This is a genomic window from Achromobacter sp. NPDC008082 (assembly GCF_042957345.1).
GTDB classification, from domain to species: domain Bacteria; phylum Pseudomonadota; class Gammaproteobacteria; order Burkholderiales; family Burkholderiaceae_B; genus Achromobacter; species Achromobacter kerstersii_A.
On sequence record NZ_JBIBIB010000006.1, the window covers coordinates 186,027 to 206,431 of the forward strand.

Genomic DNA, 20,405 nt, shown 5'->3' on the forward strand with positions numbered 1-20,405 from the left:
CCCGCCCCGCGCAAGTTTTACCCCAAAGCGTTTTACGCGCCCTGATCCCCCAGGATCAGGGCGCGTTTTTCATGAGCCAAACTGCAAGCGCGGCACCGCATCGAGCAAGCGGCGCGTGACCGCATGGCGCGGCGCGTGCAGCACCGTGTCGGCCGGGCCCACGTCGACGATCTGCCCGCCATCCATGACCGCGATGCGGTCGGCCAGATATTCCACCACGCCAAAGTTGTGAGTGATGAACAGGTAGGCAATGCCCAGCTCGTCTTGAAGTTCGCGCAGCAGATCCAGAATCTGCGCTTGCACCGACACATCCAGCGCGGACGTGGGTTCATCGCAAATCAGCACGCGAGGCTCAACCGCCAGCGCCCGCGCAATGGCGATGCGCTGGCGCTGTCCACCCGAAAATTCATGCGGATAGCGTGTCAGCGTATTGGCGGGCAGGCCCACGCGTTCGATCAGCTGCGCGGCATGCGCGGCGCGCTCTTTCTGGCTCATGCCGCGGCGCAGAGACTCCAGGCCTTCGTCAAGAATATCGCCCACGCGCATGCGGGGATCGAGCGAGGCATACGGGTCCTGAAAGACGATCTGAATGTCTTGGCGCAGGTCGCGCAAGGTGCGGCGGTCAGCCGTCAGCACATCCTTGCCTTGCAGCATGGCCCGGCCCGAAATCCGCGCGCCGTCGATCAAGCGCAGCAAGGCCTTGCCCGTGGTCGTCTTGCCGCAACCGGATTCCCCCAGCAGCGCCAGGGTTTCCCCGGCACGCAGCGAAAACGTGACCCCGTCCACGGCCTTGACCCACGACACGATCCGCCGCAACGGACCTTTGCGTATGGGGTAATGCACTTTCAGATCTTGCACGTCCAGCACCACCTCGCCCGCCTCGCGCGGTTTGGCGCGACGGTGCTCGTCACGCGCCATGGCTTGACGGCCTTGTTCGGTGAGCGGCACGCCGCGCTTTTCGAAAGTGGGAATGGCTTCGAACAATTGGCGCGCGTAGGGGTGCTTGGGCGCGCGGAAAAATTCCTCGGCGCTGGCGCTTTCAACGATTTCGCCGCCGCGCATCAGCGCCACATGGTGCGCCACATTCTTCACCACCGCCAGGTCGTGCGTGATGAGCAGCACGGCCATGCCCATTTCGCGCTGGATGTCGGCCAGCAGATCCAGCACCTGCGCCTGCACGGTGACGTCCAGCGCGGTGGTGGGTTCGTCCGCGATCAGCAGCAAGGGTTCGGCCGCCAGCGCAATGGCGATCATGACGCGCTGCTTTTGTCCGCCCGAGAACTGGAACGGGTAATCATCCACGCGCCGCTCAGGCTCTGGAATGCCCACGCGCCGCAGCCAGTCGATGGCGCGTGTGCGTGCGGCGGCGCCGCGCAAAGGCGTGTGCGCCGTCAGCGTTTCGATGATCTGGTCGCCCACCCGCATAACCGGGTTCAGGCTGGTGGACGGCTCTTGGAAGATGATGCCGATGCGGCCGCCGCGCACGCCACGCATGGCGCTTTCGGGCAGCCGGTTCAGGTCTTCGCCGTCCAGATCGATCTGCCCGCCGACAATGCGGCCGGCATCGGGCAGCAAGCGCAGCAGCGCCAGCGCGGTAATGCTTTTGCCGCAGCCGGATTCTCCAACCAGCGCAAACGTTTCGCCCTGCGAAATGGCGAGTTCCAGGCGTTTGACGGCATGCGTCATGCCGCTTTCGCCGGCAATGTCCACTTCCAGGCCGCGGACTTCAAGCAACGGAGCCGGGGCGTTCATGGTGCGTCTCCAGACTTCGAGGCGCGCGGTTCGGCGCCCAGCGCCGGCGCCGAACGACGCCCGATCAGGCCGCCCCACCCGCCCAGCCGCGCCATCCGGCTGGGCTTGTAGCGGCGGGTGCGCGGGTCAAAGGCGTCGCGCACGGCGTCCGCGAACAGGTTGGCCGCCAGCACCAGCGCCAGCATGAAAATGAAAGCCGTGAGCAGGCTCCACCAGATCATCGGGTCGCGCGACATCTCAAGGCGGGCGCCGTTAATCATCGAACCGAACGAATTCATGCTGGGGTCCACACCAATACCCAGGTACGACAGCACGGCCTCATAGAGCACCAGCCCCGAAAATTCCAGCACCACGGTAATCAGCACCAGATGGGCCACGTTGGGCAGCAGGTGGCGCGTCATGATGCGCCAGTGCGACACGCCAAAGGCGCGCGCCGCCTGCACGTATTCCAGTTCACGCAGCTTCAGCGTTTCAGCGCGCAACAGGCGGCACAGCCCCGCCCACCCCGTGAACCCCAGGATCATGCACAGCAGAAACAGGCGCAAATCCGCGCGCGCCACCGAGGTGTCGAAAAGATCCGCGTGGTTATCGATGTACACCTGCATCATCAGCGCGCAGGCGGCCACAAGCAGCACACCGGGAATCGACGTGATGGTCGTGTACAGATACTGAATGGCGTCGTCGACCTTGCCCTTGAAATAGCCCGCCGCGATGCCGAAGATGATGGCGGGCGGCAGCATGGCGATGGTGGTCAGGCTGCCGATGACCAGCGCCGTGCGGATGCTTTTGAGCGCCTGCCACAACACGTCGTTGCCGATGCGGTCAGTACCCAGCGCGTGGTAGCCGCTGGACAAGCCCGCCAGCGCGCCTGCGAACAGGCACAGGCCGGTGAAAGTGATCACCATGGCGCGCCAGGGGATATCGGACTGGCCAAGCAGCAAGGCGTCTGCGGCGGCCGATGCCGACTTCTCGCGCCGCACCAGGCCCGCGAACAGGATGCCCGCCCCCGCCACCGCCACGGCCAAGCCCCCCGCCAGCCCCACGCCCAGCCGCGTGAGCACATCGCTTGTGCGTTCCTGTTTGGGATCGGTCAGGTGCGTGGCGGCGCCGCGCAAGCGCGGAAAGTCGCGCACCGGCTGGTCATTGACCAGCATGGTTTCCTTCAGGAACAGATAGGCCGCAAGCGGCTGTGAATAGTTCTTTTCAGGTTGGGTCAGTACGGTGCCGGTCAGGAGTCCGTCCAGCGCCGACTTCACGGCGGGGGCATAGACGGGCGGCGCGTCAGCGGCGGCGCCCGGCGCGGGCGGCAACAGCGGCCGGTAGTGCACCGAGTCCAGCAGGCCCACTACCGAGAAGGCAACGAGGATGACAGCGGAACACATCGCGGGCGTATCGCGCGCCACGCGCGCCCAGGTGGCGCGCAGGTTGGGGCTGCGGCGCACATGCCACAGGTAGGCCAGCGCGCTCAGCACCATCAGCCACAGCGCGACATCGGTCCACAGGAAAACGATCTTGGGCATGGCGGCTACTCGAATCGGACGCGGGGGTCAGCCAGCGTGTAGGAAATATCGGCCAGGATCAGGCCCACGATATAGAGCGCCGCGCCCAGGAACACCATGGCGCGCACCACCGAAAAGTCCTGCGCGTTGATGGCGTCGATCGTGTAGCTGCCCAGCCCGGGTATGCCGAAGAAGGATTCCGCGATCAGGCTGCCCATGAACAGCAGCGGCAAGGCGGCAACCGTGCTGGTCAGGATGGGCAGCATCGCGTTGCGCAGCACGTGGCGGAACAGCACCACGCGTTCGGCCAGGCCCTTGGCGCGCGCGGTGCGCACGTAGTCCTTGCCAATTTCCTCCAGGAACAGCGTGCGGTAAAAGCGCGCTTCAGGCCCCAAGCGCGACACAATCGCCACCAGCACGGGCAGCGCCAGGAACTTGACGACGTCCAACCCGCCTGAAAACCCCGAGAACGGCACCAGCCGCATCAGCTTGGCGAAGACCCACTGGCCCGCAATGATGTAGAACAGGCCAGAGATCGAAAGCAGCAGCACGCAGACGACCACGCCCCAGAAGTCCAGCCGCGTCGCCCGGAAAAACACCAGCGTCAACGAAAACACGATGCTGACGAACAGGCCCAGGATGAAGGTGGGCACCGCCAGCGCCAGGCTGGGGCCCATGCGCGTCTTGATCTCGCGGCTGATGTCGCGGCCGCTATCGGACGCGCCGAATTTCATGGCCAAAAGCGGCACCGAGCGCTGATAGAAGACGGTATCGGTCAGTTGCGACGCGCCCTCGGCGTTGGCATTGAAGAACAGCGGTTTGTCGTAGCCCCGTTCGGCCTTCCATTTTTCAACCGCGTCCTGGCTGGCGCGCTGGCCGCCAATGGCCAGCCGCGCCATGTCGTCCGGCGTGTTGACGGCGAAGAACAGGATGAAGGTGAAGAGGTTCACGCCGATCAGAATCAGCACGCCATACAGCAGCCGGCGGATCACATAGCCGATCATGATTGATGCTCCTTACGGACGGCGGGGCCAAACGCCGTCTGGCGTTCACGCCGCTTGAGCGCGATGTACGACGGCCAGATCGCCAGCGCCAACAGCAGTATCAGTACGCCGATCGGCCACCAGATCGGCGAGTTCCATTCGTCAATCTTCCGCTCGCGCAGCGCGGGGTCCAGCTTCATGTACTGAAGCGTGTTGCGCACCATCTGCGTGGGTTTGGCATTGCCCACCCACTGCTGATAGGCCCCCGCCGACATCGGGTAGTAGCCGAACATCCACGGCGCATCGCGTTGCACCACGGCCACCATCTTGGCGATCAGCTGTTCTTTTTCGGGGCCATCGTCCAGGAACTTCATCTGCTCGAACAGCTTGTCGAATTCCGGGCTGGCGTAGTTGGCGGCATTTTCACCGCCCGTCTTGGCCTTGGCGTTGGGGCCATAAAGCAGGAACAGGAAATTCTCGGCGTCGGGGTAATCGGCCACCCAGCCCCACAGGAAAATCTGCGCCGCGCCGCGCCGCATCTTGTCCTGGAAGCGGTTGTAGTCGGTGGAGCGTAAATCCAGCTGCACGCCCAGCTTGTTCAGTTGCCGGCGCATCCAGTCGAACTGCGGGTTGGAGCCGCCGCCCTGCATGGCGTCGTAGTACAGCACCAGCGGCGCGCCGGTCTTGGCGTTGCGGCCGTCGGGGTAGCCCGCTTCGGCCAGCAGGCGCTTGGCCACGTCCAGCGATTTGCGCACCGGCTTACCATCGACCAGGTCATAGACAACGGGGTTCACGCCTTCGGGCGGTTCGCGGTAGCCCAGCACGCCGGGCGGCACCGGCCCTTGCGCCACGGACGCCTGGCTGTTTTCGAACACCGCAACGTATTCTTCCCAGTCGAACACGATGCTGATGGCCTGGCGCAGCTTGCGGTTCCTTTCTTCCTGCTCGGGCGTGTCGCCCTTGCCCACCACCGGGTCCTGCCAGTTGAAACCCATGTACCAGATCGAGGTTTCGACGGTGGTTGGCAGCCGGATGCCGCGGTCGCGGTACAGGCGCGCCTTGTCTTCGCTGTCGCCCGCCGCCACCAGCATGGCCACGCCGTACTCGCCGCGTTCAATCTGCGGCACGTCGTAATAGCCCTGCATGAATTTGCCGCTAAGCGGGATGGCTTCCTTTTCCAGGCTGAACACCGCGCGGTCAATGAAGGGCGTGGGCTTGCCGCAGTCTTCCAAGAGGCCAGCCGCCTTGTCGCCGGGTTCACCTTCGCAGGGATAGGGTTCACCGTGGAAGTTGGGGTTGCGGACCAGCACGTGGCGGCGGTTCGTCAACGACTCCGCCATCATGTACGGCCCCGTGCCCACCGGCCACGTATTCAAGGACAAATCGTGTTCGGCCATGCCCGGCTGGTTGTAGAAGCGGTCGGCTTCCCACGGCACGGGCGCGGTGAAGGTCATGGCCAGCCAGTATTTGAACTGCGGGTACTTGCCCTTGACGCGCACGCGCAGCGTGTGGGGGTCCAGCGCCTGCACACCGGTGAAGCCATCGGGTTCGCGCAAGTCGAGCCAGGGCGGCGTGCTGCCGCCGGGCATGTCGCGCCGCAAGGCCTGGTCGCGCTTGCGCAGGCGGTCGCCGTATTCCTGCATGCCTTGAACGTGATCCGCCATGACGGAAAAAATGGGCGAAGCCACGCGCGGGCTGGCCAGGCGGCGGAAGGCGTAGACGTAATCGTCTGCGGTCAGTTCACGCGTGCCGGTGCGCGGGAAATCGGGAATGTAGAACTTGTCGTCCAGCTCGCCGCTTGCCAGCGGGTAGTAGTCGTAGCTGCCGTCTGTCTTGCGGGCAAAGGCCGGATGCGGCTGAAAGCGCACGCCGGGCCGGATCTTGATGTCGTAAACGCTTTCGGCGATCTGGTCGCCCGGCGCATCGGCGGGCAGTTCCTTGCCTTGCGCATCCAGATAGACCGGGGGATCAATGGACTGCGCCGCGCGCGGCACCAATTCGTACGGCCGCTTCAGATAGTGATAGCCGTACAGCGGTTCATAGATGTTGTAGGTATAAGGCGTTTCGTCGCCGGAATAAGAGTTGGCCGGGTCCAGATACTTGGGCGAGCGCGACGCGAACGCTGAGAAAAACGTGTTCTGGCTTTCCGCGCCGGACGGATACGGGCTATTGATGGGGCTTTCTTGCGAGCAGCCCGTCGTCGCCAGCAACAGCAGCATGGCTGTCGCCCAGAGCCGCTTCAATGCACGCATGGAAACCTTCCCTTCAAATCGTTGCGACAGAGGATAGCAAACGCGGGACAGAGCCAGTACCCAGGCATCCCCCTACCGGCCGGGCTCATCCGCACTGGCGTTGGCGCCAGCAGTCGTAGCGCCATTTCCAGGGCTGCATGGCGTTTTGATCGACCCATAATCCGCGCTTGGCGTCCTTGGCCTGACGTTGCAGGTCGGGCATGGCCTTGTCGCGCAGATAGTCGCCTTTTCTGGCCGTGTAGGCCCAGGCGTAGCCGGATTCAACTTGCAGGCGGTTGGCCGAACGGCCGTCGTCCAGGATCAGCGCGCACACGTCGCGGCCGTACTGGTCTTGTTCGTAGCATTGGGCGGTCAGCGTCTTGCCCGCCACCAAGCCGGCCAGATTTTTGCGCGACGCCTCGGCATAGGGCTGGCCGGGCTGGTCAGCGCCATGGCCTTCTTCTGGGGCGTCGATGCTGTCCATGCGGATGCGGCGCTGGCCGTCGGGCGCGCGCAGCGTGACGGTGTCGCCGTCAGAGACGTTGACGATGGGGCCGGTCAGCGTATAGCTGCCTTGCGGGATGCCGCCCGCCAACGCGGGGCCGGGGCCGGGGCGGGATGTGGATGGAGAGGAGGACGGGGATAGGGATGGCGGCGAAGACCCGGCCGATGGGGGGCGTTGCGGATCGCGCCCGTCAGATTGCAGCCAATTGACGAGGGCGCCCGCCGCCGCAAGGATCACGGCGACGATCAAGGCGGTCAGCTTGCTGCCGCCGCGAAAAGGGGGTTTGCCACGCACCGGCCACACTCCACGTTAGAAACGCAGGAAGTTTGCCACAGCCGGCCCCGTTTCCACCGGCGCGATGAGAGGAAAATGTCCCGCTTGGCCGGGTGCGCCTACGCCGCGCCCGCGCCTACAGCCAGCCCGACTTGCGGAACCGCCAGTACAGCACCGAACAGATCGTTGCGATGACGCCCAGCGTAATCGGATACCCCCAGGGCGATTTCAGCTCGGGCATGAATTCGAAGTTCATGCCGTAGATGCCGGCAATCGCCGTCGGCACCGCCAGAATGGCGGCCCAGGAGGCGAGCTTGCGGGTGGTGTCGTTCTGCGCCGCCTGCCCGATCATCAGGCTGGCTTCAAAGGCGAAGGCCAGCGATTCCCGCAAGGCATTGAACAGTTCGTCCACGCGCAGCACCCGGTCGGCCACTTCGCCGAAGTACGGGCGTGCATGCTCATCCACCGCCGACATCTCGACGCGCGCCAGCCGGCGGCAGATCTCGGCCATCGGCGACACCACGGTGTGAATGCGCAGCAGGTCGCGGCGCTGCCGGTAGAGCCTGCGGATATCGGTATCTTTGGCGCCGCGGATCAAAAGCTTTTGCTCTGCGCCTTCGACCACGCTTTCGATCTTGCCGGCCGCGGCCACATAGCGGTCGACCAGCCAGTCCAGCACTTCGGACGCCACGTAATCGCTGCCGCGCTTGAGCAGGTCGGGCGACGCTTCCAGCCGTTCACGCAAGGGGCTGTGCGCCGCCGTCGCCCCCCGGCGCACGGTGACGAGAAAGCCGTCGCCGATCAGTAGCTGGGTTTCGCCGAAGATGGGCCGTTCGGCTTCGACCTCGACCGTGATGGTCACGATAAGGACCATGTTGCCGTAGTCGATGATCTTCGGCCGCCGGTGCGGCTCCAGCATTTCTTCCTGGTTCTTGCCGCAGGCGCCCAATTCGCCGGTAATCCGGGCCAGCAATTCCGGCGTGGGATTGCGCAGGCCTATCCACAACATGCCGGGCGGTTGGCCTTGCGGCTGGCTGTTGTACCGGGTGATGTGCTGCCCCACCTCGTCGATGGGAACTTCGCGGTCGCGGCGCCCATTTACATAGGCAATCGACGCGACCACCTCGCCCTTGTGGGCGTCGGCAAAACTATCTTCGGCGGACATGGACTTCCTTTGGCAACGCGATCCCTACCGGACAACTTATACGCATCGGCCGATGATAGCCCAGGCTACGAGAACAGGCTGCGCACCCGCTTGGTGACGTCGATGCTGGGCGCCTGGGGTTCCTTGGGCGGGCCGCCGCCCGGCAAATCCGGCAGTGCGGGCGGCTTGGGCAGATGGTCAAACAGCGGCAGCATCGCATTCGTGATGTAGCGCGTGCGCGAGCCATAGACATGGCGGTCGCCCATGCCCGTTTGTTGATGCACGTAAAAGCGTTGCGGCACGATGAGCTGCAAGCGTTCTTTCGCGCGCGTCATGGCCACGTAAAGCAGGCGGCGTTCTTCCTCGATTTCCTCGGCGGTGCCGGTGCTCATGTCGGACGGGATGCAGCCGTCGACCACGTTCAGCACGTACACGGCCTTCCATTCCTGGCCCTTGGCGGAATGGATGGTGGACAGGATCATGTAGTCCTCGTCGCGGGACGGCGCGCCGGACTCATCGCTGGTGGCGTCAGGCGGGTCCAGCGTCAGCTCGGTCAGGAAGCGTTCGCGCGACGGATAGCCCGCCGCCAGCCGCACCAGCTGGTCCAGGTCGGTCTTGCGCACACGGGCGTCGTCATACAGGCGTTCCAGCTGGCCGGCATACCAGCGCAGCGCAAGATCGACATCCGCGGGCCAGCGCAGGCCGGGGTCGCACAATGCTGCGTAGGTGTCGGCAAACGCGCCCCACTCTTCTTGGGCGGCAGCGCCCGGCTTGAATTCGCGCAGGGCTTGCAGCGGTTCGGCGGACGCGGACATGGCGTCCATCAGTTTGCCGGCGGTGGCGGGGCCAATGCCCGGCATCAGCTGCGCCACGCGAAAGCCCGCCATGCGGCCGCGCGGGTTTTCAGCCCAGCGCAACAACGACAGCAAATCCTTCACGTGCGCGGCTTCCAGAAAACGCAGGCCGCCGAATTTCACGAAGGGGATGTTGCGGCGGGTCAGCTCAAGTTCCAGCGCGGCGCTATGGCTGGCCGTGCGAAACAACGCCGCCTGCGATTTCAGCGTGGCGCCGCCCTCGCGCTGCGCCAACACCTGATCGGCCACCCAACGCGCCTGGCCGGCTTCATCGCTGACGGTCACCAGTTCTGGCAATTGCGATGACGCGCGATCGGTCCAGAGGTCTTTGGCGTAGCGCTCGGTCGCCAGCCCGATCACCGCATTCGATGCGTTCAGGATGGGCTGGGTGGAACGGTAGTTGCGGTCCAGCGTGATGACGCGCGCGGGCTTGGGGAATTGCGTCGGGAAGTCCAGGATGTTGCGCACCGTGGCCGCGCGGAACGAATAGATGGATTGGGCGTCGTCGCCCACCACCGTCAGCCCGCGCCCGTCGGGCTTCATCGCCAGCAGAATGGCCGACTGCAAGCGGTTGGTGTCCTGGTATTCGTCCACCAGCACGTGGTCAAACCGCGCCCCCACGTCGGCCGCGATGCCTGGGTCGGACATCATCTCGGCCCAGTAGAGCAGCAGGTCGTCGTAGTCCAGCACCTGCTGATCCTGCTTGGCGGCCACATAGCCGCGAAACAGATTCTTCAGTTCGTCTTCCCATTGGGCGCACCACGGGAATGACGTTTTCAGCACGTCGGCCACCGGCGTCTGGCTGTTGACCACGCGCGAATAAATGGCCAGGCACGTGCCTTTCAAGGGAAAGCGGGATTTCGTGGACGACAGGCCTTGCTCATGCCGGACCATGCCCATCAGGTCTTCGGCATCGCCGCGGTCATGGATGGTGAAGGCTTCAGACAGGCCGATGCGCAGCGCGCAGTCGCGCAACAAGCGCGCACCGATGGCGTGGAACGTGCCGGCCCACGGCAGCGACGGCGCCTGTTGCGAGCCGCGCAGGTTCATCACCCGCTGCAACACCGAACCTACGCGGCGATCCATTTCCTGCGCGGCGCGGCGTGAAAAGGTCAGCAGCAACATGCGTTGCGGGTCTGCGCCATTCAGGATCAGGTGCGCGACACGATGCGCCAGCGTGTTGGTCTTGCCCGAACCCGCCCCCGCAATCACCAGCAAGGGGCCGTCATCGCCAGAAGCGCCCGCCACGCCGAATTCGGCAGCCTCGCGCTGCGCGGAATTCAAGTCGGCCAGGGGGTCGGGACGGCTGGGAGTAGAAGCGGAATTCTGTTCGGACATGACGCGTTGTGACGGCGCTGGAGACGGCTGGGCGGCAAAACCTGACCGGCAGGCTGGGCTGAATTGGCGGCCAATGACTGGCTATTTATCCAGCTATCATAGCGTAGCCGGCCCCGCCGCCGGCACGATACGAACCCGATACCCCCCCATGCGCCTTCTGACCGGCACCGCCTCCTGGACCGATCCCACCCTGCTTGCCTGCGGCCGCTTCTATCCGCCCGAGGCCCGCAGCGCCGAATCGCGGCTGCGCTTTTATGCGTCGCGCTACCGGCTGGCCGAGGTCGATTCCAGCTACTACGCCCTGCCCTCGGCCGACAACGCTTATTTGTGGGACCAGCGCACGCCGGACGATTTTGTCTTCAACATCAAGGCCTTCCGGCTGTTCACCGGCCACCAGACGCCGCTTGCCGCCCTGCCGCGCGACATCCAGCGCGAACTGGACGATTGGCCCGAGCCCATCATCTATCACGGCCAGATGCCGGAAGACTTGCGCGATGAGCTGTGGCGCCGCTATCAGCTGGCGCTGGAACCGCTGCGGATGCCAGGCAAGCTGGGCGCGGTGCATTTCCAGTTTCCGCCCTGGGTCCGGCGCGATGCGCGGGGCCGCGCGCATGTGGCCGACTGCGCGCGGCGCATGCAAGAGCATCTGATTTCGGTGGAGTTCCGGCATCGCAGCTGGTTTGACAGCGCAGCCGCCATCGCGGACACATTGGCGTTTGAGCGCGATCTGGGCGTGGTGCACACGGTGGTCGACGCGCCGCAGGGCTTTGAGAACACGGTGCCCGCCATATGGGAATGCACGCACCCCGACCTGACCTTGCTGCGCCTGCACGGCCGCAACACGGATGCGTGGAATGTGTCGGGCACGGCGTCGTCGGGGCGCTTTCAATACGAGTACACCGAACGTGAATTGGCGGAGCTGGCGGAACGCTTTTCGCGGCTCGCCACGCAAAGCACGCAGGCGCACGCCGTGTTCAACACCAACTTTGAAGACCAGGGCATGCGCAACGCCGCCGCCTTCGCGTCGGCGCTGCTGCCGTTTTGATGCTGATGGCCACCGCTCAAGCCGCGGCCGGCCTGCGCGCCACTTCCGCCAGGCTTTCCAGCAGCACCTCGAACTTGCGCGCGATATCGTGCTCGGGCACACAGGCGTACCCCAACAGCAGCCCCGGCCGCCGCCCTTCGTCATTCACGTAATAGCGCGACAGCGCCCGCGTCAGCACGCCCTTGCTGCGCGCCACGTCCACCACGCGCAGGTCGTCCATATCGGGCGGCAGCGTCAGCACCAGATGCAAGCCCGCCATGCTGGCGTCGCGATGCAGCCATTCCGGCCCCAGGCGGCGTTCAATCAAATTGACGAGCATCGCGCGCCGCCGGCCATACAGCATGCGCATGCGGCGGATGTGCGCGGCGTAATGGCCTTCTGAAATAAAGGTCGCCAGCGCCGCGTGCGTCATCAAATGCCCTTCCCGGTAGAGCTCGGCGTGCGCGGCCTGGAACGCGGCCGTCAGCGGCTTGGGCAGCACCAGATAGCCCACGCGCAGCCCCGGGTACAGCGTCTTGCTGAACGTGCCCATATAGATGACGGGCGCGTCTGGCTCCAGGCCCAGCAGCGATGCAATGGGCCGGCCCGAGAAGCGGAACTCGCTGTCGTAATCGTCTTCGATGATCCAGCTGCCGCACTGCCGCGCAACCGCCAGCAACTGGCGGCGCCGCGTCAACGACATGACAGGGCCAAGCGGATATTGATGCGACGGCGTGACGAAGATGAAGCGCGGCGGCGTGCCCACCGTGTCGGGCAGGCGCATGCCTTCTTCGTCCACGGGCAAATGCACGGTGTGCAGGCCATTGGCTTGCAGGATGGTGCGGGCGCCCCAGTAGCCCGGGTCTTCGACCCACGCCGTTTCGCCGGCTTCGCCCAGGATGCGGGTGGTCAGGTCGATGGCTTGGTGCGAGCCTTCGGTGATGATGATCTGTTCCGGGTCGCAATCAATGGAACGCGTCAGCGCCAGATGCTGGGCCAGGGCCTCGCGCAGCGCAGGCAGGCCGCCGCCGTAGGCGTAGGTGAGCAAGTCGGGCGACGGGTTGCGCCACAGCGCGCTGAAAATGCGGCCAAACTTCTTGTGCGGGAATTCGGTCAGGTCAGGCACGCCCGGCATGAACGCCCCCCATTGATAAGGCGAGGCCGACACGCCATCGACAATGGCCGCACCGCGCGGCGACAACGCCGGGCCGGGCTGCGCTTGCGGCGGCTGGCGCAGGCGGCGGCCGCTGGCCAGATACGAATCCGGCACCGACGCGTTGACGAAGGTGCCGTTGCCCTGGCGGCTGCGCGTATAGCCTTCGGCCAGCAGCTGGCTGTAGACGTGAACAACGGTGTTGCGGGCGATGCCGAGTTCGGCGGCCAGGTCGCGTGAGGCGGGCAGCCGCGAGTCCGCCGCGATGGCGCCATCGAGGATCGCTTCACGGATTCCGCGGTACAGGCGCTTGTTCATCGGCTCAGTAGAGCCATCCGCCAAGCGCAGCAGCAGCAAGTCACCAACAATGGACCGCAATTGGTTCTACCTGTTTTATCAAAGTGGTTCCCACAAATGGGGCCATCGTAGCATTAAATAAGGTTTTTCCCGCCCATCACGTTCCCCGAGGCAGAGATGAAGAATCAGGACCTGAATACCCGCCGTTCCCTGGCCACGCCGCGCGGCGTTGGCGTCATGTGCGACTTCTACGCCGTGCGCGCCGAAAACGCCACGCTGTGGGACGCCAACGGCAAGGAATACATTGATTTCGCAGGCGGCATCGCCGTGCTGAACACCGGCCATCTGCACCCCAAGGTCAAGGCCGCCGTGTCCGCCCAGCTGGACAACTTCACGCACACTGCCTACCAGATCGTGCCGTATGAAGGCTACATCTCGCTGGCTGAGCGCATCAACCGCCTGGCCCCCATCGATGGCCTGAAAAAGACCGCCTTCTTCACGACCGGCGTCGAAGCCGTTGAAAACGCCATCAAGATCGCGCGTTCGTCGACGGGCCGCTCGGGCGTCATCGCCTTCTCGGGTTCGTTCCACGGCCGCACCATGCTGGGCATGGCGCTGACCGGCAAGGTCGCTCCGTACAAGCTGTCGTTCGGCCCGATGCCCGGCGACATCTATCACGTGCCGTTCCCCAACGCCACGCAGTCCATCAGCGTTGCCGACTCGCTCAAGGCGCTGGACTTGCTGTTCAAGTGCGACATCGATCCCAAGCGCGTGGCCGCCATCATCATCGAACCGGTGCAAGGCGAAGGCGGCTTCAACATCACCCCGCCTGAACTGATGACCGCGCTGCGCAAGCTCTGCGACGAGCACGGCATCCTGCTGATCGCCGACGAAGTGCAAACGGGCTTTGGCCGCACCGGCAAGCTGTACGCAATGGAACACCACTCGGTGCAAGCCGACCTGATCACCATGGCCAAGAGCCTGGGCGGCGGCTTCCCGATTTCGGGCGTTGTCGGCCGCGCCGATGTCATGGACGGCCCGGCCGCTGGCGGCCTGGGCGGCACCTACGCCGGCAACCCGCTGGCGGTTGCCGCCGCGCACGCCGTGCTGGACGTCATCGCTGAAGAAAAGCTGTGCGACCGCGCCAACGTGCTGGGCGAGAAGCTGCGCGCCCATCTGGAAGGCCTGCGCGCCAAGGTGCCGGCCATCGCCGATGTGCGTGGCCTGGGTTCGATGGTGGCGCTGGAACTGAACGACGCCCAAGGCAAGCCGGACGCCGAAGCCGTCAAGCGTGTGCAAGCGCGCGCGCTGGAGCAAGGCCTGATCCTGCTGAGCTGCGGCGTGTACGGCAACGTACTGCGCTTCCTGTACCCCCTGACAATTCCCGACGCGCAATTCGACCGCGCGCTGGTTATCCTGTCGGAAGCGCTGGCCGTTTGACGTTCAGGGCCTGAACCCCGATAGCCGGTGGGCAGGCATGGCAATTGCGGGCGTGCAGCGGTTTACCGCCACGCCCGCAGCCGTTTCCTGACCCCGCTGCATTTCATTCAAGGAGACTCCGATAATGACCGCTTTGACTCACCCCCTGTCGCGCCCTGAACTGCTGCGCGACGCCTGCTACATCGACGGAAAGTGGGTTGGCGCCGGCAATGGCGCGTCGATTCCGGTGGACAACCCCTCCACCGGCAAGACCATCGTGTCCGTGCCCAAGCTGGGCCGCAAGGAAACCGAACAAGCCATCGCCAGCGCCCAAGCCGCGCTGCCGGCCTGGAGCGCCAAGACCGGCAAGGAACGCGCCGCGATCCTGCTGAAGTGGGCGCAACTGATGATGCAGAACCAGCAAGACCTGGCCGCCATCATGACGTCCGAGCAGGGCAAGCCCGTGACCGAAGCCGCCGGCGAAATCGCCTACGCCGCGTCGTTCCTGGAATGGTTTGCCGAAGAAGCCAAGCGCATCGACGGCGACGTGCTGCAAAGCCCCAAGGCCGGCCAGCGCCTGCTGGCGTTGAAGCAGCCCATCGGCGTAACCGCCGCCATCACGCCGTGGAACTTCCCGGCCGCCATGATCACCCGCAAGGTCGGCCCCGCGCTGGCTGCCGGTTGCACCATGGTCGTCAAGCCTGCTCAGCAAACCCCGCTGACCGCGCTGGCGCTGGCCGTGCTGGCCGAAGAAGCCGGCGTGCCGGCAGGCGTGTTCCACGTCATCACCGGCAGCTCGCGCGACATCGGCGCCGCCCTGTGCGAAAGCGACGTGGTGCGCAAGCTGAGCTTCACGGGTTCCACCGAAGTCGGCCGCACGCTGATGGAGCAATGCGCCCCGACTATCAAGAAGCTGTCGCTGGAACTGGGCGGCAACGCGCCCTTCATCGTGTTCGACGACGCCGACCTGGACCGCGCGGTCGACGGCATCCTGGCGTCCAAGTACCGCAACGCAGGCCAGACGTGCGTGTGCGCGAACCGCATCTACGTGCAGGCCGGCGTGTATGAAGAAATCGCCAAGCGCCTGGTCGCCAAGGTCAACGCCATGAAGGTGGGCGACGGCTTTGCCGATGGCGTGACGCAAGGTCCGCTGATCGACGCCAACGCCGTGGAAAAGGTGCAGGAGCACATCGCCGACGCCACCTCGCACGGCGCCAAGGTCATTGCTGGCGGCAAGCCGCATGCGCTGGGCGGCACGTTCTTCGAGCCGACCGTCGTGCGCGACGTGACGCAGTCGATGCGCTTTGCCACCGAAGAAACCTTCGGCCCGGTCGCGCCGCTGTTCCGCTTCGAAACGGAAGAAGAAGTCATCGGCATGGCCAACGACACCATCTTCGGTCTGGCCGCGTATTTCTTCACGCGCGACTACGCCCGCATCTGGCGCGTGTCCGAAGCGCTGGAATACGGCATCGTCGGCATCAACACCGGTTTGATTTCGAACGAAGTCGGCCCGTTTGGCGGCGTGAAGCAATCCGGCCTGGGCCGCGAAGGCTCGAAGTACGGCATCGAGGAATACCTCGAAATCAAGTACCTCTGCGTCGATCTGGGCGCCTGACGCCCAATGGGTGCGCGGCGCCCTGCCGCGCACCGGGGATAAGCCGGCAGGTCACCAGACCTGCCCCGCTTATCCCCAGCAACTGTGGACAACCCGGCAGATAACTCCTGCATAGCCGGAAAATGTCCTTTCAATCCAGTGACTTATAAATCACGATCAATTGCCGCTCAGGCGTGATAGATTTGCGCGTTCCCTGGATGACACCGAATGAGCAGAACTTTTACCCTTGAGGACACCCGCAAGCTTGCCGCCGTGCTGGCCGAAACCGCCCTGACGGAAGTCATGCCGCGCTTTCGGAACCTGCCGGAAGGCTCGGTGCGGGGCAAGAGTTCGCCGCGCGATCTGGTCACCGACGCTGACGAAGCCGCCGAACGCATGATCGGCGCGCGGCTGGCCAAGCTGCATCCGGGCGCCGTGCTCATTGGTGAAGAGGCGTCCGCGCGCAACCCGGCCTTGCTGAACATGCTGGTCGACGCCGACCTGGCCTTTCTGATTGATCCTATCGACGGCACCCGCAACTACGTGGCGGGCCTGCCGCTGTTCGGCATGATGATCGCGGCCTGCCATCGCGGCGACGTCATCGCGGGCGTAATCTACGACCCGGTCAACCGCGACAGCGCGCTGGCCGTGCGCGGCGAAGGCGCCTGGATGGAATACGAGAACGGCCGGCGCGTGCCGCTCACCGTGGCGCCGCCTGCGCCTTTGGAAGACATGGACGGCCTGATCGCCACGGGCGCCCTGCCCGAGCCGCTGCGCACCACCGTCAACAGCCATCTGTCGCGTCTGGGCAGCACCGCGTCGCTGCGTTGCGCCGCGCATGAATACCGGATGCTGGCCGCCGGGCATTGCCACATCGCGCTGTACAACCAGTTGACGGCGTGGGACCACGCGGCGGGCTGGCTGCTGCACCGCGAAGCTGGCGGATACGCCGCGCGCTTTGACGGATCGCCCTACAAGCCCACGCATCGCACCGGCGGGCTGCTGTACGCACCGGACGCCGGCAGCTGGCACGCCGCCCGCAAGGCCTTGCTGGGCGAGGCCATCGAGCTGGCAGACGCGGGTAATCCCTAGGAATTATCCACAGTTCCTGTGGACAACCCTTTGGAAAGGTCTGTAACAGCGGGAAAAATCCCTTACAGGGCAAGCACTTGCTTAGACCGGTCAAAAACCGGCCGGTTACAAGGCGTCCAGCGCCACCGCGCAAGGCTGTTCCACCTTCAGGGTCAACAGGCTGTCAGCGCGGGTACGGCCCAGGTTGATGGCGGCGATCGGCAAGCCATTTCGCGCCGCCGCCGTCACGAAGCGGTAACCCGAATACACCATCAGCGATGAGCCCACGACCAGCACCGCGTCGGCGCTCATCAAGCCCGCGTTGGCGCGGTCGACCCGTTCACGCGGCACGGTTTCGCCGAAGAACACCACATCCGGTTTGACGATGCCGCCACAGCGCGGACACGGCGGCACGGTGAATTGCGAGAAATCTTCGCCGTCCAGATCCGCGTCGCCGTCGGGCGCATCGGTGGCGTCCAGCGATGTCCAATAGGGGTTGCCCTGCTGCAAGGCCTCTTGCCAGGGCTGGCGGCCGCCGCGCCAATCGCAGTTCATGCAGCGCACTTCATCCAGCCGGCCGTGCAGGTCCACGACCTCGCGGCTGCCCGCGGCCTCATGCAGGCCATCCACGTTTTGCGTGACCAGCACGCTGATGCGGCCTTGCGATTCCAGCCGCGCCAGCGCCCGGTGCGAGTCGTTGGGTTTGACGTGGCCAAAGCGGCGCCAGCCGACCATGCTGCGCGCCCAGTAGCGGGCGCGCGCCAGGTCGTCACCCATGAACGTCTGCAACGTCATGGGCGGCTTGCGCTTCCATTCGCCTTCGGTGTCGCGGTAGTCGGGGATGCCGGAATCGGTGCTGACGCCCGCCCCCGTCAGCACGAACAGCCGCGGGTGGCGGTCGATGAAGCCGCGCAAGGCGGCCAGGTCCGAGACTCGTGTGTCCATCCTGACTCCTGTGTGCCGGTCTGACGCCGCCCGCAGGGGCAGCGCCCGCGTGGACGGCGCTTAGCCGCCCAGCCCGCAGTCGGGCATGTCGCTGACCAGGCTGGCCTGCGTGACGTTGCTGCCCGGCGGCACGCTGCGCGTGAGCCAGACGTTGCCGCCGATGGTCGAGCCCTTGCCGATCGTGACGCGGCCCAGAATGGTGGCGCCCGCGTAGATCACCACGTCGTCTTCAATCAGCGGGTGGCGCGGCAGGCCCTTCTTGAGCTCGCCATTTTCACCGGGCGGGAAGCGCTTGGCGCCCAGCGTCACCATCTGATAGAGCCGCACGCGGTCGCCGATGATGGCAGTTTCGCCGATGACGACACCCGTGCCGTGATCAATAAAGAAGCTGCGGCCGATGGTGGCGCCCGGGTGGATGTCGATGCCGGTGTCGGCATGCGCGATTTCGGCCACGATACGGGCCAGCATCGGCACGTTCAGCCGATACAGCACGTTGGCCAGACGATGATGAATCATCGCCGCCACGCCCGGATAGCAAAGCAGCACTTCGTCAACGCTGTGCGCGGCCGGGTCGCCTTGATAGGCGGCGGTCACGTCCAGGTCGAGTGCAGCGCGCACGCGCGGAAGCTCGGCGCCGAACTGGCGCACGATTTCGATGGCGCGTTGCTGGGTCTGCGCCGGGTCCGCGTGTTCGTGGCGGCCCACGTATTGCAGCTCAAGACAGACCTGATGCAACAACGCGTCCAAGGCCGCGCCGATGGTGTGGCCCACATAGAAGTCTTCGACTTCTTCGCGCAGGTCGATGGGGCCCAGGCGCATCGGGAACAAGGCGCCACAGAGGTCTTTGATGATCTGGCGCAGGCTTTCCTGCGACGGGAACTCGCGCAGGCCCGAGTCTTCGCGCAAACGGCCACGCGGGCCGCGCCACGCCACGCGGGCGTCGCGCAGGCCGGACACGATGCTGTCCAGGTTCCAGTGGGCGGGCGGGATGTAGGTGGGGCCGCTCATTGCGACTGCCCCTGACGGGCGCGGTGTTGTCCGCGACCTCCGGCATACAGATGGATTTCAAACATGGGAGAGCCTCACTGACGGTGCACGGCGCGGGCGGATGCGCCGCCTGCGCCATGCTGCTACGCAATAATGCCGTCAACTGTAACCGCAGGCGCCCGGTTTCCGGAATCCCTCCGACATGGCATTGGGGTTATGCGGCGGCCCGCCCCGCCGAATCGCGGGTGGCCAGCCCCGCGACGTCGCCCGCCGCTTGGCCGGTATTGGCTTCGGCGTCATACCCTTGCGGATTGCCCTGCTGCCAGCGCCAGCCGTCCGCGCACATCGCCGCCACGTCATGCGTGCTGCGCCAGCCCAGCAGCGACGCCGCCAGCGCCGGGTCGGCCCAGGTCCGCGCCACGTCGCCCGCGCGCCGTCCCTGCCGGTTCAGCGGAATCCGGCAGCCGCTGGCTTCTTCGAACGCGCGCACCAGCTGCAAGACGCTCGTGCCCTGCCCCGTGCCCAGATTCACCGCGGCAAAGCCTGTGTGCGTCATGCAGTGCGACAAGCCCAGCACATGCCCCCGAGCCAGATCCATCACGTGCAGATAATCGCGTTCGCCTGTGCCATCGGCAGTGTCGTAGTCGTCGCCGAACACGCGCAGATATGGCTGGCGGCCCACCGCCACCTGCGTAATGAAGGGGAACAGATTATTGGGCAGATCACGCGGGCTTTCGCCGATGCGGCCGCTCGCGTGCGCGCCGATGGGATTGAAGTAGCGCAAGGTCAGCGCACTGAAGGCCGGGTCCGCCACGCAGACGTCGCGCAGCATCTCTTCCACCATCAGCTTGGTGCGCCCATAGGGATTGGTGGGCGCCAACGGATGCGATTCATCGAAAGGCAGATATTGCGGTTCGCCATAGACCGTGGCCGACGAGCTGAACACCAGCCGCGTGACCCCGGTGTCACGCATTGCGCGCAACAGCACCATGGACCCGGTGACGTTGTTGTCGTAATACTTGAGCGGGTCCGCCACCGATTCGCCCACCGCCTTGCAGCCGGCCAGATGCAACACCGCGTCTACCGGCGTGCCGCTGGCCGCCGCACCGGCCAGCACCGATTCAATCAACCCGGGCGTGCGGATATCGCCTTCGATCAGCGGTATCGGCACGCCGCACAGTTGTTCGACCCGGCGCACGGCCTCGCGGCTGCCGTTGCTGAAGTTATCCAGCACCAGCGGCCGCTGGCCCGCCGCCACCATCGCCACCAGCGTGTGCGTGCCGATGTAGCCCGCCCCGCCCGTCACCAGCACATGCAGGTCCGGCATGCCCGTCTC

The 20,405-nt window shown here is 65.4% G+C and carries 15 protein-coding genes; 4 read left to right on the forward strand and 11 right to left on the reverse strand.

Annotated elements, in window-relative coordinates; genetic code table 11:
• Window positions 1-69 precede the first annotated feature (69 nt).
• From ACFZAI_RS24435 to ACFZAI_RS24465, 7 genes are all read right to left on the reverse strand, one after another.
• Window positions 70-1,752 (reverse strand): ABC transporter ATP-binding protein, encoded by a 1,683-nt coding sequence (locus tag ACFZAI_RS24435; protein WP_391569358.1) that lies wholly within the window; start codon window positions 1,750-1,752, stop codon window positions 70-72.
• The gene (locus ACFZAI_RS24440; RefSeq protein WP_391569359.1) at window positions 1,749-3,272 is read right to left on the reverse strand and encodes an ABC transporter permease; all 1,524 of its coding nucleotides are present in this window, start codon (window positions 3,270-3,272) and stop codon (window positions 1,749-1,751) included. The genes ACFZAI_RS24435 and ACFZAI_RS24440 overlap by 4 nt, the downstream gene beginning before the upstream one ends.
• Before the next feature lie 5 nt (window positions 3,273-3,277).
• The gene (locus ACFZAI_RS24445; protein WP_391569360.1) at window positions 3,278-4,255 is read right to left on the reverse strand and encodes an ABC transporter permease; all 978 of its coding nucleotides are present in this window, start codon (window positions 4,253-4,255) and stop codon (window positions 3,278-3,280) included.
• Entirely contained in the window at window positions 4,252-6,486 is a 2,235-nt protein-coding gene (locus tag ACFZAI_RS24450; RefSeq protein ID WP_391569361.1) for an ABC transporter substrate-binding protein, read from the reverse strand. Before ACFZAI_RS24450 ends, ACFZAI_RS24445 begins: the two co-directional genes overlap by 4 nt.
• A gap of 85 nt (window positions 6,487-6,571) precedes the next feature.
• A complete protein-coding gene (locus ACFZAI_RS24455; RefSeq protein WP_391569362.1) occupies window positions 6,572-7,264 on the reverse strand; it encodes a thermonuclease family protein in 693 nt (230 codons plus the stop codon).
• 115 nt (window positions 7,265-7,379) lie between these two features.
• Window positions 7,380-8,408 carry a magnesium and cobalt transport protein CorA gene (locus ACFZAI_RS24460; RefSeq protein ID WP_391569363.1) on the reverse strand — a complete coding sequence of 343 codons (1,029 nt, stop codon included), beginning with the start codon at window positions 8,406-8,408 and terminating at the stop codon, window positions 7,380-7,382.
• A 65-nt stretch (window positions 8,409-8,473) separates the two neighbouring features.
• Window positions 8,474-10,579, reverse strand: a complete 2,106-nt coding sequence (locus tag ACFZAI_RS24465; RefSeq protein ID WP_391569364.1) for an ATP-dependent helicase — start codon at window positions 10,577-10,579, stop codon at window positions 8,474-8,476.
• 148 nt (window positions 10,580-10,727) lie between these two features.
• Here ACFZAI_RS24465 and ACFZAI_RS24470 point away from each other — a divergent pair, with 148 nt between their 5' ends.
• A complete protein-coding gene (locus ACFZAI_RS24470; protein ID WP_391569365.1) occupies window positions 10,728-11,624 on the forward strand; it encodes a DUF72 domain-containing protein in 897 nt (298 codons plus the stop codon).
• 16 nt (window positions 11,625-11,640) lie between these two features.
• Here ACFZAI_RS24470 and ACFZAI_RS24475 read toward each other — a convergent pair whose 3' ends face one another.
• Window positions 11,641-13,134 carry a PLP-dependent aminotransferase family protein gene (locus tag ACFZAI_RS24475; RefSeq protein WP_391569366.1) on the reverse strand — a complete coding sequence of 498 codons (1,494 nt, stop codon included), beginning with the start codon at window positions 13,132-13,134 and terminating at the stop codon, window positions 11,641-11,643.
• Window positions 13,135-13,230: 96 nt separating this feature from the next.
• On the opposite strand from ACFZAI_RS24475, the gene ACFZAI_RS24480 reads away from it, so the two are divergent.
• The 3 genes from ACFZAI_RS24480 to ACFZAI_RS24490 all read left to right on the forward strand — a co-directional run bounded on the left by ACFZAI_RS24480 (window position 13,231) and on the right by ACFZAI_RS24490 (window position 17,158).
• Window positions 13,231-14,493 carry a 4-aminobutyrate--2-oxoglutarate transaminase gene (locus tag ACFZAI_RS24480; RefSeq protein ID WP_391569367.1) on the forward strand — a complete coding sequence of 421 codons (1,263 nt, stop codon included), beginning with the start codon at window positions 13,231-13,233 and terminating at the stop codon, window positions 14,491-14,493.
• A 124-nt stretch (window positions 14,494-14,617) separates the two neighbouring features.
• On the forward strand, window positions 14,618-16,087 hold the full coding sequence (locus ACFZAI_RS24485; protein WP_391569368.1) for an NAD-dependent succinate-semialdehyde dehydrogenase: 1,470 nt from the start codon (window positions 14,618-14,620) through the stop codon (window positions 16,085-16,087).
• Window positions 16,088-16,294: 207 nt separating this feature from the next.
• A complete protein-coding gene (locus ACFZAI_RS24490) occupies window positions 16,295-17,158 on the forward strand; it encodes an inositol monophosphatase family protein (protein WP_391569369.1) in 864 nt (287 codons plus the stop codon).
• Between the two features lie 105 nt (window positions 17,159-17,263).
• Here ACFZAI_RS24490 and ACFZAI_RS24495 read toward each other — a convergent pair whose 3' ends face one another.
• From ACFZAI_RS24495 to galE, 3 genes are all read right to left on the reverse strand, one after another.
• Entirely contained in the window at window positions 17,264-18,082 is an 819-nt protein-coding gene (locus ACFZAI_RS24495; protein WP_391569370.1) for an NAD-dependent protein deacetylase, read from the reverse strand.
• 60 nt (window positions 18,083-18,142) lie between these two features.
• On the reverse strand, window positions 18,143-19,090 hold the full coding sequence (gene epsC, locus ACFZAI_RS24500; RefSeq protein WP_054426518.1) for a serine O-acetyltransferase EpsC: 948 nt from the start codon (window positions 19,088-19,090) through the stop codon (window positions 18,143-18,145).
• A gap of 193 nt (window positions 19,091-19,283) precedes the next feature.
• Window positions 19,284-20,396, reverse strand: coding sequence for a UDP-glucose 4-epimerase GalE (gene galE / locus ACFZAI_RS24505; protein ID WP_391569372.1), 1,113 nt, complete (start codon window positions 20,394-20,396; stop codon window positions 19,284-19,286).
• Between the last annotated feature and the right edge of the window lie 9 nt (window positions 20,397-20,405).

Excerpts from the sequence above, each read along its gene's own strand:
- ACFZAI_RS24435 (WP_391569358.1), bottom strand. The coding sequence starts at position 1,752 with ATGAACGCCCCGGCTCCGTTGCTTGAAGTCCGCGGCCTGGAAGTGGAC.
- ACFZAI_RS24440 (WP_391569359.1), bottom strand. The coding sequence starts at position 3,272 with ATGCCCAAGATCGTTTTCCTGTGGACCGATGTCGCGCTGTGGCTGATG.
- ACFZAI_RS24445 (WP_391569360.1), bottom strand. The coding sequence starts at position 4,255 with ATGATCGGCTATGTGATCCGCCGGCTGCTGTATGGCGTGCTGATTCTG.
- ACFZAI_RS24450 (WP_391569361.1), bottom strand. The coding sequence starts at position 6,486 with ATGCGTGCATTGAAGCGGCTCTGGGCGACAGCCATGCTGCTGTTGCTG.
- ACFZAI_RS24460 (WP_391569363.1), bottom strand. The coding sequence starts at position 8,408 with ATGTCCGCCGAAGATAGTTTTGCCGACGCCCACAAGGGCGAGGTGGTC.
- ACFZAI_RS24465 (WP_391569364.1), bottom strand. The coding sequence starts at position 10,579 with ATGTCCGAACAGAATTCCGCTTCTACTCCCAGCCGTCCCGACCCCCTG.
- ACFZAI_RS24470 (WP_391569365.1), top strand. The coding sequence starts at position 10,728 with ATGCGCCTTCTGACCGGCACCGCCTCCTGGACCGATCCCACCCTGCTT.
- ACFZAI_RS24480 (WP_391569367.1), top strand. The coding sequence starts at position 13,231 with ATGAAGAATCAGGACCTGAATACCCGCCGTTCCCTGGCCACGCCGCGC.
- ACFZAI_RS24485 (WP_391569368.1), top strand. The coding sequence starts at position 14,618 with ATGACCGCTTTGACTCACCCCCTGTCGCGCCCTGAACTGCTGCGCGAC.
- ACFZAI_RS24490 (WP_391569369.1), top strand. The coding sequence starts at position 16,295 with ATGAGCAGAACTTTTACCCTTGAGGACACCCGCAAGCTTGCCGCCGTG.
- ACFZAI_RS24495 (WP_391569370.1), bottom strand. The coding sequence starts at position 18,082 with ATGGACACACGAGTCTCGGACCTGGCCGCCTTGCGCGGCTTCATCGAC.
- epsC (WP_054426518.1), bottom strand. The coding sequence starts at position 19,090 with ATGAGCGGCCCCACCTACATCCCGCCCGCCCACTGGAACCTGGACAGC.
- galE (WP_391569372.1), bottom strand. The coding sequence starts at position 20,396 with ATGCCGGACCTGCATGTGCTGGTGACGGGCGGGGCGGGCTACATCGGC.